The organism is Delftia sp. WSY_22, from assembly GCF_043104185.1.
GTDB classification, from domain to species: domain Bacteria; phylum Pseudomonadota; class Gammaproteobacteria; order Burkholderiales; family Burkholderiaceae_C; genus Comamonas; species Comamonas tsuruhatensis.
Window position 1 is genome coordinate 1 of record NZ_JBICKN010000001.1, and the last position, 13,438, is coordinate 13,438.

Consider the following 13,438-nt stretch of genomic DNA (forward strand, 5'->3'; position numbering starts at 1 on the left):
AAGAAACCCCGTAGCCCAAAGCTACGGGGTTTTTTGCATTGGGCTGCAGGAAACGGGGAAACAGGCAGAACAGCCAAAACAGCCAAAACGGACAACCCAAAAAAAGAGAGCGCTGACGCGCTCTCTTTTTATTCCTGAATACGCAATGGTTCAAAGCGGCAGGCATTCGCCCTGTACAAAGACCTTGAGTTCGCCCGACTGGATTGAGGTCCAGGTCTCATTCTTGGTCAATGGCGCCGTGACGATGATGGCCACGCGGTCCTGGGGTGTGGTTTCCCGGGCGAAGTCCACGGCCAGGTCTTCATCCGACAGATGGGCCTGGGCAAAGGGGTGGCGTCGTTCGATATAGCACAGGTGCGTGGTGGCATGGGCCCACAGCGCCTCGCCGTTGGACAGCAGGAAATTGAAGGTTCCATGCGGCGAGATGCGCTTGGCCAGCTCGCGCAGCGTGTGGGTGAGTTCCTGCACGCTGGGCAGGCCGGCATGCGACTTCCACAGCTCCTGGAGAATCCAGCAGAAGGCCTGTTCGCTGTCGGTGTTTCCCACCGGGTGGAAGTGGGCATGCAGCTTGGGTGCAAAGCCCTTGAGATCCCCGTTGTGGGCAAAGACCCAGTTGCGACCCCACAGTTCACGCACGAAGGGGTGGCAATTCTGCAGGCTTACCGCGCCCTGCGTGGCCTTGCGGATGTGGGCGATGACGTTGCGGCTCTTGATCGGGTACTCGCGTATCAGCTTGGCGATGGGTGAGTCGATGGCGCGCTCATAGCCCACGAAGTGGCGCAGGCCCTTGTCCTCGAAGAAGGCGATGCCCCAGCCGTCCGTATGGTCGCCGGTATTGCCCGCCCGCTGGGTGAACCCCGAGAAGCTGAAGCGCACGTCGGTGGGCGTGTTGCAGTTCATTCCAAGCAGCTGGCACATGGCGGTATCGTTGTTTGCGTAGTTCAAGCCATAGCCTAACGCCTGGCGCGGCAGCTGCAAGCACAATGCGGGGCAACGGCAAAAAAACGGAACACACCCATGCCCATCCTCTGTCTGCATACGGCGCACAGCAACGCCGTGATCTTCGAGCAGGCTGCTGCCGAACTGGGCTGGCCGGCCCACTCAAGCGTTCATCAGGTGCATGAGGAACTGCTGTTGGAGGCGGAGGCTGCCGGCGGCATGAATGCGTCGCTTCGGCAGAAAACGGCGGGGCAGCTTGATGCGCTGGCAGACCCTGCCGATATCGATGCCGTGCTGCTGACCTGTTCGACCCTGGGTCCGGCCGTGGCGGATTGCCTCAGTGACAAGGTCTGGCGTGCCGATGGCATGCTGGCCCGCAAGGTGGCCGCTGCCTTGCAGAGAGATCCCCAGTCACGCATTGCACTGCTGTGTGCTGCTCCCACGACGTATGAAGCCACGCGCGATCTGTTCGTGCAAGCGTTGCTGTCTGGCGATGCACATCTGCGCCTGCAGCTGCAGTGTGTCGAAGGCGCATGGGCGCTTTTCCGTAGAGGCGATCTCTCTGGCTACCAGGCACGGATGACCGATGCCGCTTTTCAAGCCTATGCGGCCGGCGCCGCCCAGGTGGTTTTGACCCAGGTTTCCATGGATGGGGTTGCCAGGTACTGGCAGGCCAGAGACTCCCATCCTGTGCCGTGGACCGTGGCTGCCAGTGCGCTGCAGGCACTTGGAGAAATGCGCAAATAAAGCTGCAGCTTCATGGAAAAAGGCAGCCGAAGCTGCCTTTTGCATGCGTTGGAGGAAAAGTCCTCAGCTGCGCTCGGACCAGAGCTTGCCGCCCGTGGCCCAGTTTTCGCGCTTGATGTCGGTGATCAGGATGTCCACCGATTCGGGCGAGCCACCGAGGACTTCGACCGAGACGCGCGTGATCTCTTCGACCAGCTTGCGCTTTTGTTCGACGGTGCGGCCTTCCATCATTTCGACGTGGTACGTGGGCATGTCAATCTCCTCAGGGATCAAGTTCTAGGGGGTTGGGTCGGCGACATCATATCGGCCGACGCGGGCGGTCGAGGCTTGTCGGTGCCAAGTGCGCAGGCGGGACACAGGCATACCTTGTTGCGCAGGGGCTCCGGAATACGGGCCAATGCATCGGGTGCCACCGGCGTGTCCATGCACCAGCAGTTCAGCGGATCAACGCCCGCAAGAATGGCGCACTGATTGCTGCGGCCGCACAGCGGACACAGGCTGGCATCGGGGGGAGGGGCACTCATCGTGGTTCTGAGTGTAGATCCATGAAAAAAGCACCTCAGGCAAGCCTGGGTGCTTTTTCAAGCGCCGGGTGCCGCCCGCGTCAGGCGGCGGCCTTGACCTTCAGGCGCCAGGCATGCAGCAGGGGCTCGGTGTAGCCGCTGGGTTGCTCCTTGCCCTTGAAGACCAGGTCACAGGCGGCCTGGTAGGCCATCGAGGTGTCGAAGTGGCCGGCCATGGGCTTGTACAGCGCATCGCCCGCGTTCTGCTGGTCGACCACGGCGGCCATGCGCTCGAAGGTCTCGCGCACCTGCGCCTCGGTCACGATGCCGTGCTGCAGCCAGTTGGCGATGTGCTGGCTGGAGATGCGCAGCGTGGCGCGGTCTTCCATCAGGCCCACGTTGTGGATGTCGGGCACCTTGGAGCAGCCCACGCCCTGGTCCACCCAGCGCACCACATAGCCGAGGATACCCTGGACGTTGTTGTCCAGCTCCTGCTGCTTTTCAGCCGCGCTCCACTTGTCTTCCTTGACCACGGGCACCTGCAGCAGGTCGGCCAGGATGTTGGCGCGCTCGGCGTCGGCATTGGTCTGCTCCAGCTGCTTTTGCACTTCGGCCACGTTGACCTGGTGGTAGTGCAGGGCGTGCAGCGTGGCGGCCGTGGGCGAGGGCACCCAGGCGGTATTGGCGCCGGCCTTGGGGTGGCCGATCTTTTGCTCCAGCATGGCCTTCATCAGGTCGGGCATGGCCCACATGCCCTTGCCGATCTGCGCCTTGCCGCGCAGGCCCAGGCCCAGGCCCACGAGCACGTTGCTGCGCTCATAGGCGGCCAGCCAAGCGCTTCCCTTCATGTCGGCCTTGCGGACCATGGGGCCGGCATACATGGCGGTGTGCATTTCGTCGCCCGTGCGGTCCAGGAAGCCGGTGTTGATGAAGGCCACGCGCGATGCGGCGGCGGCGATGCAGGCCTTGAGGTTGACGCTGGTGCGGCGCTCCTCGTCCATGATGCCAAGCTTGACGGTGTTCTCGGGCAGGCCGAGCACCTTTTCCACGCGGCCGAACAGCTCGCTGGCGAAGGCGGCTTCCGCAGGGCCGTGCATCTTGGGCTTGACGATGTAGACGCTGCCCGTGCGCGAGTTGCGGATGCCGTTGGCGCCCAGACCCTTGATGTCATGGACGGCGATGGCCGTGGTGACCATGGCGTCCAGGATGCCTTCGGGGATTTCCTTGCCGTTGCCCCAGAGGATGGCCGGGTTGGTCATCAGGTGGCCGACGTTGCGAACGAACATCAGCGAACGGCCATGCAGCCTGACGGGCTTGCCGTCGGCGCCGGTGTACTCGCGGTCTGCATTCAGGCCGCGCGTCATGCTCTTTCCGCCCTTGTCGAAGGTCTCGGTCAGCGTGCCCTTGAGGATGCCCAGCCAGTTGGCATAGCCCACCACCTTGTCCTCGGCATCCACGGCCGCCACGGAGTCTTCCAGGTCCAGGATGGTGGACAGGGCGGCTTCGACCACCACGTCGGCCACGCCGGCGGCATCGGTCTGGCCGATGGCCGTGGTCTTGTCGATGCGGATGTCGATATGCAGGCCGTTGTTGAGCAGCAGCACGGAAGAGGGCGCTGCGGCATCACCCTGGTAGCCCACAAACTGGGCGGTGTTCTTCAGGCCCGTGGTGCCGCCGTTCTTGAGCGCGACGACCAGCTGGCCAGCTTCCACGCGATAGCCGGCGGCATCCTTGTGCGAGCCCGAGGCCAGCGGGGCGGCCTGGTCCAGGAAATCACGTGCGAAGGCGATGACCTTGGCGCCGCGCACGGGGTTGTAGCCCTTGCCCTTTTCCGCGCCGCCGTCTTCGCCGATGGCGTCCGTGCCGTACAGCGCGTCATACAGCGAACCCCAGCGCGCGTTGGCGGCGTTGAGCGCATAGCGGGCATTGAGAATGGGCACGACCAGCTGGGGGCCGGCCTGGATGGCCAGTTCCGCATCCACGTTGGTGGTGGTCGCCTTGGCATCCTTGGGCTGCTCGACCAGATAGCCGATCTGCGTCAGGAACTGCTGGTAGCCGGCCATGTCGGTGATGGGGCCGGGATGGGCCTTGTGCCAGGTGTCCAGCTCGGCCTGCAGGCGGTCGCGTTCGGCCAGCAGGGCAGCATTGCGGGGGGCGAGGTCGTTGACGATCTCGTCGAAGCCTTTCCAGAATGCCTCGGGCGCGACACCCGTGCCCGGGAGCACTTGTTCATTGATGAAGCGGTGCAGCTCTGTGGCCACCTGCAGGCTGTGGACTTGGGTGCGATCGGTCATGGTGGGAACCCCGGTTGGATGGATGGAAAGACTGGCCTGGACCCTTTACGGGCCTGACTATAAGGAATACTTTATTAGATTTATTTGCGTACATAAATAGACCATAAATCTTAAAACTCGTGACTTTTACGCAAAAATGTGGGAAGGTTATGCGCCTGCCAAAACCATCGGAAATTGGCATGCAGCCCGGTGCGAAGGGCAAATGGCAGACAGCCAGTGCCTACTGCGCAAAAAGGCGGACCCCAGGAGACAGGCATGCATGCGCATGCCCCACAAGAACACGGAAAAGAAACGGACAGCAGTCATGGACAAGCTCAAGGCATTCGAGTCATTCGTATCGGTGGCCACGCGCGGCAGCCTCACGGCAGCGGCCAAGGCGGAAGGCGTGGCGCCAGCCATCATGGGGCGGCGACTGGATGCCTTGGAAGAGCACCTGGGCGTCAAGCTCATGGTGCGGACCACACGCCGCATCTCGCTCACGCACGAGGGCAGCGCTTTTCTCGAGGATTGCCAGCGCCTCTTGTCCGATGTGTCCAACGCCGAGGCCAGCGTCAGTGCGGGCGGGGTCAAGGCCACAGGACATCTGCGCATCACGGCGCCGGCAGGCTTTGGTCGGCGGCATGTGGCGCCTCTGGTGCCGCGTTTTCGGGACCTGCACCCCGATGTGACGATTTCCCTGAATCTGAGCGACCGCGTGGTCGATCTGGCCGGTGAGGGCTTTGACTGCGCGGTGCGGGTAGGCGACCTGCCCGACTCGGCCCTGGTCAGCGTGCGCATCGCCGACAACCGGCGCCAGTGCGTGGCCACGCCCTCCTATCTGGAGCGCCGCGGCACGCCGCGCCACCCCAGCGAGCTGACCCAGCATGACTGCCTGACGCTGTCCAGCGATGCCTCGCAGACGCGCGGCTGGGCCTTCCGCATTCCGCACCCGGACAGCGGTACCAGCGAAGTCGTGCATTTCAAGCCGGGCGGTCCGCTGGACTGCTCCGACGGCCAGGTGCTGCACGACTGGTGCCTGGGCGGCTGGGGCATTGCCTGGCGCAGCACCTGGGAGGTGGAGGCCGAGATCGCCGCCGGGCGCCTGGTGGCGGTGCTGGAGGAATTTGCGGCCCCACCGAACGGCATCTTCGTGGTCTTTCCCCAGCGCAAGCACATGCCGCTGCGCGTGCGGCTGTGGATCGACTATCTCAAGCACCATTACGAGCAGCCGGAATTCTGGCGTCGAACCCACGCGGCCTGAGCGGGCCGCCCAGCAAGGAGGAATGAGCATGGCAGTGTCGATCGCGACGGAAGCGGTATCCGCAACGCAGGCCGCGCCCCCCGCAAGGCGGCGCTGGATGTGCATGGCGCTGGGCGCCGCCTGCCTGGGGATGGTGGCAGGCTGCGCCGTCCAGGGGCCGGGGCAGGGCCGGCCGGACGGGATGCGGCAGGGCGCGGTGCCTGCCGGCATCGTGAGCGTGACCTTTGACGATCCCTCGCGGTTCGATGCCGGGCGCAATGGAACCCAGGAGTCCGAGAAGGCGCGCCGCGCCTGGGTCGATGCGCTGGCCCAGTTCCTGGCCGAGCGTGCCGCGCCCAGGCTGTCCCAGGGCCAGCGGCTTGAAGTCCACCTCACCGATGTGCAGCGTGCCGGCAGTTTCGAGCCCTGGCGCGGACCCCAGGCCGCCGATGTGCGCATCGTCCGCGATATCTATCCGCCGCGCATCGACCTGCGTTTCAAGCTGCTGGATGCCGACGGAAAGCTGCTGCGCGAGGGCAGCCGCCAACTGCGCGATGCGACCTTCATGATGCGCCCCGACCTGTATCCCAACGATCCCCTGCGCTACGAGAAGACGCTGCTGGATGACTGGTTGCGCGCGGAACTGCCGAAGTAACGACGCAAGAGCCGGCGCGACGGGAGGACCGCAGTGGTCTACCGATTGCCTCGGGCATCCCGATGGCGGTCGCCGTTTCTGGCGTAATGCAGCATGGCCCAAGAGGCTCAATTTCTATACGGATTCCCCATGACGATAGAAGCCATTCTGGCCAGCCTTCACCTGCTGGCCATCCTCACCTTCGTGGTGTTCCTGTCCAGCCAGGCGGCGCTGTGCCGCAGCGAGTGGATGAGTGCCGCCGTGGTCCAGCGCCTGGCGCGGCTGGACATGATCTACGGGCTGGCGGTGGTGTTCCTGGTGCTCACCGGCATTGCGCGCCTGGTGTGGGGCGTCAAGGGCATGTCCTGGTACGTCTCGCAGCCACTGTTTCATCTGAAGATGACTTTGTTCGTGGTCGGCGCCGTGTTGTCGATCAAGCCCACGCTGGCCTTCCGCCGCTGGCGCCGCGCGCTGGATGCCGGCCAGGGCCTGCCCCAGCCTGCCGAGGTGGCCAGCACGCGCCGCTGGGTGATGTGGCAGGCGCATGTGGTGCCTGTGATCGCGGTGGTGGCGGTGTTCTGGGCGCGGGGCATGTAGGCCCGGTTTTCCTGTCTGGCGGCATGGGGCAGGCCTGCCACGTAGAATCCGCCGATGCTCTCCGTCAAACAGGAACTGCTCGCGGCTCTGGCCGGCGAGCTTGAAACTTTGTCGCCCGGCGCCGGTGCCCGTGCCGCTTTCGAATCCCCCAAGGTGGCTGCCCATGGCGATTTCGCCTGCACGGCCGCCATGCAGCTGGCCAAGCCACTCAAGCTCAATCCGCGCGCGCTCGGTGAACAGCTCAAGGCTGCGCTGGAGGCCACGCCGGCTTTCCAGCGCTGGGTCGATGCCATCGAGATCGCCGGCCCCGGCTTTCTGAACATCCGTCTCAAGCCCGCCGCCAAGCAGCAGATCATCCGCGAAGTGCTGGGACAGGCCGAGAAATTCGGCTGGCAGGCCGACCGTGGCGCCAAGATGCTGGTCGAGTTCGTCTCCGCCAACCCCACCGGCCCGCTGCACGTGGGCCATGGCCGCCAGGCCGCGCTGGGCGATGCCATCTGCAACCTCTATGCCACCCAGGGCTGGGGCGTGCACCGCGAGTTCTACTACAACGACGCGGGCGTGCAGATCGACACGCTGACCAAGAGCACGCAGCTGCGCGCCAAGGGCTTCAAGCCCGGCGACGAATGCTGGCCCATCGATCCCGAGAATCCGGAAAGCAAGGCCTTCTACAACGGCTCCTACATCCAGGACATCGCAGACGATTTCAAGGCCTGCAAGACCGTCAAGGCCGATGACCGCGAATTCACGGCCAACGGCGATGTCGAGGACTACGACAACATCCGCCAGTTCGCCGTCGCCTATCTGCGCAACGAGCAGGACAAGGACCTGCAGGCCTTCAACCTGCACTTTGACGAGTACTACCTCGAATCCAGCCTCTACACCAACGGCCATGTCGAGGACGCGGTGCAGCGCCTGATCGCGGGCGGGCACACCTACGAACTCGACGGCGCGCTCTGGCTCAAGTCCACCGACTACGGTGACGACAAGGACCGCGTGATGCGCAAGCAGGACGGCAACTACACGTACTTCGTGCCCGATGTCGCCTACCACATCCAGAAGTTCAAGCGCGGCTACTCCAAGGTCGTCAACATCCAGGGCACGGACCACCACGGCACCATCGCACGCGTGCGCGCCGGCCTGCAGGCCGCCGACGTGGGCATTCCGGCCGGCTATCCCGACTATGTGCTGCACACCATGGTGCGGGTAGTGCGCGGCGGCGAGGAAGTCAAGATCAGCAAGCGCGCCGGCTCCTACGTCACGCTGCGCGACCTGATCGAGTGGACCAGCAAGGATGCGGTGCGCTTCTTCCTGCTGTCCCGCAAGCCCGACACCGAGTACACCTTCGACGTGGACCTGGCCGTGGCCCAGAACAATGACAACCCCGTGTACTACGTGCAGTACGCCCATGCGCGCATCTGCTCGGTGCTGGCAGCCTGGGGCGGTGATGCGGACACGCTCAAGGACGTGGACCTGTCGGCGCTGGAAGGCCCGCAGGCCCAGGCGCTGATGCTGCAGCTGGCCAAGTACCCGGCCATGCTGACTTCGGCCGCAGAAGGCAATGCGCCCCACGACGTGACCTTCTACCTGCGTGAACTGGCCTCGCTGTACCACAGCTACTACGACGCGGAACGCATCCTGGTGGACGATGAAAAGGTCAAGCTCGCCCGCCTGGCGCTGATCTCGGCCACGCGCCAGGTATTGCACAATGGCCTGGCAGTGCTGGGCGTCTCGGCCCCGCAACGCATGTAACTTCGAGCGACAAGCCATCTATGAAGACACAGCAACGTGGGGGCACCGTCATCGGTCTCATCATCGGCATGATCGTCGGGCTGGCAGCAGCCCTGGCCGTCGCCGTCTATGTGACCAAGGTGCCCGTGCCCTTTCTCTCCAAGGGCGGCAAGACGGCCGACCAGGACGCGGCAGAGGCCCAGCGCAACAAGAACTGGGACCCCAACGCACCGCTGCAGGGCAAGAACCCGGCGCCGCCACCACCGGCTGCCGTCACGCCCAGCCTCCCCGGCAGCACCACGCCAGCAGCGCCCACCCCGCCCGCCGTGGCCGGCGGCGTGACGCCGCCGCCCGCGCCCGTGGACCCGGCCAAGCCGCCCGCCAAGCCCGACACCAAGGCCGATGGCAAGACCTCCGCCGACCCGCTGGGTGATCTGGTGAAGGCGCGTTCCGCCGCTGCCGAGAAGACGGAAAAGGCCGAAAAGGCCGAGGCTGCCTTCAACTACTTCGTGCAGGCCGGCGCCTTCCGCAGCCAGGGCGATGCCGATGCGCAGCGGGCCAAGCTGGCCATGCTGGGATGGGAGGCGCGCGTGAGCGAGCGAGAGCAAAACGGCATCACCATCTTCCGCGTGCGCGTGGGTCCGTTCACCAAGCGCGACGATGCCGAGCAACTCAAGCAAAAGCTCGATGGCGCCGGGGTCGAGTCCACGCTGGTGCGCGCCGCACGCTGAAAGCGCGCTGCGACAAGAGCGCTGAACTTTTGGCGGGCCCCTGCCTCCTAACCTGCAGCATTGAACGAGGAGTTTGTTTTGATGAATCGCCGCGACTTTTCCCTGGCTGCCTCGGCAGCCGCTGCCAGCGCACTGACGCTGGGCACTTCCGCCGCCCAGGCCCAGGCCGCAGCGCCCAAGGAGGGCAAGGACTACATCAAGCTGGCCAAGCCCGCACCCACCAGCGCCGGCGCCGGCAAGGTCGAGGTGGTCGAGTTCTTCTGGTACAGCTGCCCGCACTGCAATGCATTCGAGCCCACCTTTGCCGCCTGGAAGAACCAGGCGCCGGCCGACGTGGTCGTGCACCGCGTGCCCGTGGCATTCAACGCCAGCTTCGTGCCCCAGCAAAAGCTGTACTACGCCTTTGAAGGCATGAACCTGCTGGACACCATGCATGCGCGCGCCTTCCACGCCATCCATGTGGAACGCAACCGCCTGGCCAAGGACGACGAGATCTTCGCCTGGGTGGGCAAGCAGGGCGTGGACGTGGCCAAGTTCAAGGAGGTCTACAACTCCTTCACGGTCTCCAACCAGGTGCGCAAGGCCACCCAGCTGCAGCAGGACTATGACGTGGAAGGCGTGCCGGCCATGGGCGTGGCGGGCCGCTACTACACCGATGGCACCAAGGCCGGGAACATGACCAATGTGCTGCGCGTGGTCGATCAGCTGATCGCCACCAGCCGCAAGGGCTGAGGTCCGGGCCTCGGCCCAGACCAACCGTGACAGGCCCGCCATTGAGCGGGCCTGTCGCTTTTGGAAACCTCTTTTTGTGCCTTCGTGTCAGCGCTTTGCCCCCCGGCTTGAAAGACGCCAGGAACGGTTGCGCGCGACACCCCCTACAATGGATGCAAGAAGCGTGCCCTCCATGAAACAACGACTTTCCTCCCTCCTGCTCGCAGCCGCCCTGGCGGCTTTCGCCGGTTTGGCCCAGGCCGAAAAGGCCGACAGCACCAAGCCCATGAACATCGAGGCTGACGCGCTGCGCCATGACGAACTCAAGCAGACCAGCGTCTTCACCGGCAACGTGGTGATGACCAAGGGCACCATCGTGCTGCGCGGTGCCCAGCTCGATGTGCGCCAGGACCCCGAAGGCTTTCAGTACGGCGTGGTCACGGCCGAAGCGGGCAAGCGCGCCTTCTTCCGCCAAAAGCGCGACACCGTTCCCGGCCAGCCCGAGGAATTCGTGGAAGGCGAGGGCGAGGTCATCGAATACGACGGCAAGGCCGACCTCGTGAAGTTCATCCGCCGCGGCGAACTGCGGCGCTATCGCGGCGGCCAGCTCAGCGACGAGATCACGGGCTCCATCATCGTCTACAACAACCTCACCGACGTGTTCACCGTCGATGGGCAAAAGACCAGCGGCGGCCAGCCCAGCTCCACCGCCGGCCAGGGCGGGCGCGTGCGCGCCGTGCTGGCGCCCAAGGAGGGCACACCGGGCTCGCAGCCGCGCGCTCCCGCCGCAGGCGCGCCGGGCACATCCCTGCAGCCCAGCAACACCCTGGACAGCCTTGGTGGTACCAAGCGATGAGTACCGAGGCCTCAGCCCCCGCTGCCCACGCTTCCTCCCCACGCGCCGAACAGGGCAGCAGCCTGCAGGCGCGCCATCTGGCCAAGTCCTACGGCAGCCGCAAGGTGGTCAAGGACGTGTCGCTGTCCGTGAAGAAGGGCGAGGTCGTGGGCCTGCTGGGCCCCAATGGCGCGGGCAAGACCACCTCGTTCTACATGATCGTGGGCCTGGTGCGCAGCGACGGCGGCGACATCTTCATCGACGGACAGGCCGTGGGAAACATGCCCATCCACCAGCGCTCGCGCCTGGGCCTGTCCTACCTGCCGCAAGAGGCATCGATCTTTCGCAAGCTCAGCGTCGAGGACAACGTGCGCGCCGTGCTGGAGCTGCAAAGGGATGAGCAGGGCCGGCCGCTGGCGCGCAGCGTCATCGAGGAGCGCCTGACGGCGCTGCTGCAGGAGCTGCGCGTGGACCATCTGCGCGCATCGCCCGCGCTGGCGCTGTCGGGCGGCGAACGCCGCCGCGTCGAGATTGCACGTGCCCTGGCCACGCAGCCGCGTTTCATCCTGCTGGACGAGCCCTTCGCCGGCATCGACCCCATCGCCGTGATCGAGATCCAGCGCATCATCGGCTTTCTCAAGGCGCGCGGCATCGGCGTGCTCATCACCGACCACAACGTGCGCGAGACGCTGGGCATCTGCGACCATGCCTTCATCATCAGCGACGGCCATGTGCTGGCCCAAGGCACACCCGAGGAGATCGTGGACAACGCCGAAGTGCGGCGCGTCTACCTCGGCGAACACTTCCGGATGTAGCGCCATGCCCTGCCTGGCCCGTCTGCGAGATTGCCTGCGCGAAGGAGCTGCCGCTTGAAGCCCGGACTGTCGCTGCGCGTCTCCCAGCATCTTTCGCTCACCCCGCAACTGCAGCAGTCGATACAGCTGCTGCAGCTGTCCACGCTGGAGCTGGCGCAGGAAGTGGAGCAGATGCTGGGCGACAACCCCTTCCTGGAGCTGGCGAACGACGACGGCGACCACGAAGCGGCAAGCAGCGCCCCGGAGCCAGCGGCGCCCGGCGCCGACGCCGCGGACTCCTTCCAGGAAAGCCGTGCGGACCAGCCATCGGCTGCGGTGGAATGGGAGGCGCCGTCGGACACATCCTCCGGCGATGCCGTCGAGACCTCCGGCACGGCCGAATCCCTGAGCTGGGAAGGAGATGGCCAGACCAACTCGGGCAACGACGACCGCGACTGGGGCAGCGATGCGCCTTCCAGCCGTACGCGCGGCCAGGGTGACGATGACGAGACCGATGCCACCGAGCTGGCACGCAGCGCAGAAAGCCTGACCGACCATCTGCACCGCCAGGCCCTGAGCCTGCGCCTGGGCGAGGTGGATCGTGCCGCGCTGCGCTTTCTGATCGAGAACCTCAACGACGACGGCTACCTGGAAGACCCGCTCGACGAACTGGCACAGGGCCTGGCGGGCGACGACCTGGAGGAGTGCGAGGAACTGGTGCACCGCTTCACCGTGGCGCTGCGCCTGTTGCAAAGCCTGGAGCCGGTGGGCGTGGGCGCGCGCGACCTGGCCGAATGCCTGACGCTGCAGCTGCGCGACCAACTGGCCGATGCCGAGCGCGAAGGCGACGGCAGTGCCGAGGACGAAGATCGGCAGGCCGTGCTGCGCACCGCGCTGGACATCTGCGCCCAGCCCATGGACCTGCTGGCGCGGCGTGACCTGCGCAAGCTCGCCAGCCTGTGCGGCGCGCGCGAGGAGCGGCTGCGCGAGGCGATGGTCCTGATCGCCCGGCTGGAGCCGCGCCCTGGCCGGCGCTTCGCCGACGTGCAGCGCCAGATCGTCGTGCCCGATGTCATCGTGCGCCCGGTGCGCATGGGTGCGGGACGCATGGAGTTCAGCGTGCAACTCAACCCCGATGTCATGCCCAAGCTGCGCGTGCACGACATCTATGCCAGCGCGCTGCGCAGCCACCGGGGCAGCGAAGGCCATGCGGCGTTGCAGCAGCGGCTGCAGGAGGCGCGCTGGTTCATCAAGAACATCCAGCAGCGCTTCGACACCATCCTGCGCGTGTCGCAGGCCATCGTGGAGCGCCAGAAGAACTTCTTCGTGCATGGCGAGCTGGCCATGCGCCCGCTGGTGCTGCGCGACATTGCCGATGCGCTGGGCCTGCATGAGTCCACCATCAGCCGCGTGACCACGGCCAAGTACATGGCCACGCCGCAGGGCACCTACGAACTCAAGTATTTCTTCGGCTCGGGCCTGGGCACCGAGGCGGGCGGCAACGCGTCGAGCACGGCCGTGCGCGCGCTCATCAAGCAGTTCGTCGCAGCCGAGGACCCCAGGAAGCCGCTGTCGGACAACCAGCTCGCCGACATGCTCAAGGAGCAGGGCATCGAATGCGCACGGCGCACCGTGGCCAAGTACCGCGAACTGCTCAAGATCCCCCCGACCACGCTGCGCAAGGCCCTGTAGCCGCGCAGGGC

General features: G+C 65.6%; 14 protein-coding genes. 10 read left to right on the forward strand and 4 right to left on the reverse strand.

Annotated features, from left to right (window positions below):
- Positions 1-150: 150 nt before the first annotated feature.
- Positions 151-918 carry a class II glutamine amidotransferase gene (locus ACF8NF_RS00005; protein ID WP_034400144.1) on the reverse strand — a complete coding sequence of 256 codons (768 nt, stop codon included), beginning with the start codon at positions 916-918 and terminating at the stop codon, positions 151-153.
- 99 nt (positions 919-1,017) lie between these two features.
- On the opposite strand from ACF8NF_RS00005, the gene ACF8NF_RS00010 reads away from it, so the two are divergent.
- On the forward strand, positions 1,018-1,686 hold the full coding sequence (locus ACF8NF_RS00010; RefSeq protein WP_392449862.1) for a hypothetical protein: 669 nt from the start codon (positions 1,018-1,020) through the stop codon (positions 1,684-1,686).
- Positions 1,687-1,749: 63 nt separating this feature from the next.
- Here the strand turns inward: ACF8NF_RS00010 and ACF8NF_RS00015 are convergent, their stop codons facing one another.
- The 3 genes from ACF8NF_RS00015 to ACF8NF_RS00025 form a co-directional block, all read right to left on the reverse strand.
- Positions 1,750-1,938 (reverse strand): 4-oxalocrotonate tautomerase, encoded by a 189-nt coding sequence (locus ACF8NF_RS00015; protein ID WP_012202595.1) that lies wholly within the window; start codon positions 1,936-1,938, stop codon positions 1,750-1,752.
- A 17-nt stretch (positions 1,939-1,955) separates the two neighbouring features.
- Positions 1,956-2,210, reverse strand: coding sequence for a cysteine-rich CWC family protein (locus tag ACF8NF_RS00020; protein WP_392449863.1), 255 nt, complete (start codon positions 2,208-2,210; stop codon positions 1,956-1,958).
- Positions 2,211-2,290: 80 nt separating this feature from the next.
- Complete coding sequence (locus tag ACF8NF_RS00025; RefSeq protein WP_016454599.1) at positions 2,291-4,483, reverse strand: malate synthase G; 2,193 nt, start codon at positions 4,481-4,483, stop codon at positions 2,291-2,293.
- A gap of 304 nt (positions 4,484-4,787) precedes the next feature.
- On the opposite strand from ACF8NF_RS00025, the gene ACF8NF_RS00030 reads away from it, so the two are divergent.
- The 9 genes from ACF8NF_RS00030 to ACF8NF_RS00070 all read left to right on the forward strand — a co-directional run bounded on the left by ACF8NF_RS00030 (position 4,788) and on the right by ACF8NF_RS00070 (position 13,427).
- A complete protein-coding gene (locus ACF8NF_RS00030) occupies positions 4,788-5,723 on the forward strand; it encodes a LysR family transcriptional regulator (protein ID WP_026062476.1) in 936 nt (311 codons plus the stop codon).
- A 28-nt stretch (positions 5,724-5,751) separates the two neighbouring features.
- Positions 5,752-6,357 carry a DUF3016 domain-containing protein gene (locus ACF8NF_RS00035; RefSeq protein WP_312841386.1) on the forward strand — a complete coding sequence of 202 codons (606 nt, stop codon included), beginning with the start codon at positions 5,752-5,754 and terminating at the stop codon, positions 6,355-6,357.
- Positions 6,358-6,486: 129 nt separating this feature from the next.
- The gene (locus tag ACF8NF_RS00040) at positions 6,487-6,933 is read left to right on the forward strand and encodes a DUF2214 family protein (protein WP_016450692.1); all 447 of its coding nucleotides are present in this window, start codon (positions 6,487-6,489) and stop codon (positions 6,931-6,933) included.
- A 54-nt stretch (positions 6,934-6,987) separates the two neighbouring features.
- The gene (gene argS / locus ACF8NF_RS00045) at positions 6,988-8,685 is read left to right on the forward strand and encodes an arginine--tRNA ligase (RefSeq protein ID WP_016450693.1); all 1,698 of its coding nucleotides are present in this window, start codon (positions 6,988-6,990) and stop codon (positions 8,683-8,685) included.
- Positions 8,686-8,705: 20 nt separating this feature from the next.
- Positions 8,706-9,395 carry an SPOR domain-containing protein gene (locus ACF8NF_RS00050; RefSeq protein WP_016454601.1) on the forward strand — a complete coding sequence of 230 codons (690 nt, stop codon included), beginning with the start codon at positions 8,706-8,708 and terminating at the stop codon, positions 9,393-9,395.
- 81 nt (positions 9,396-9,476) lie between these two features.
- The gene (locus tag ACF8NF_RS00055; protein WP_016450695.1) at positions 9,477-10,127 is read left to right on the forward strand and encodes a thiol:disulfide interchange protein DsbA/DsbL; all 651 of its coding nucleotides are present in this window, start codon (positions 9,477-9,479) and stop codon (positions 10,125-10,127) included.
- Positions 10,128-10,299: 172 nt separating this feature from the next.
- Positions 10,300-10,962 carry a lipopolysaccharide transport periplasmic protein LptA gene (lptA, locus tag ACF8NF_RS00060; RefSeq protein WP_046987249.1) on the forward strand — a complete coding sequence of 221 codons (663 nt, stop codon included), beginning with the start codon at positions 10,300-10,302 and terminating at the stop codon, positions 10,960-10,962.
- On the forward strand, positions 10,959-11,756 hold the full coding sequence (gene lptB / locus ACF8NF_RS00065) for an LPS export ABC transporter ATP-binding protein (protein ID WP_016450697.1): 798 nt from the start codon (positions 10,959-10,961) through the stop codon (positions 11,754-11,756). The genes lptA and lptB overlap by 4 nt, the downstream gene beginning before the upstream one ends.
- Positions 11,757-11,810: 54 nt before the next feature.
- Complete coding sequence (locus ACF8NF_RS00070) at positions 11,811-13,427, forward strand: RNA polymerase factor sigma-54 (RefSeq protein ID WP_016454603.1); 1,617 nt, start codon at positions 11,811-11,813, stop codon at positions 13,425-13,427.
- The last annotated feature ends 11 nt before the right edge of the window (positions 13,428-13,438 follow it).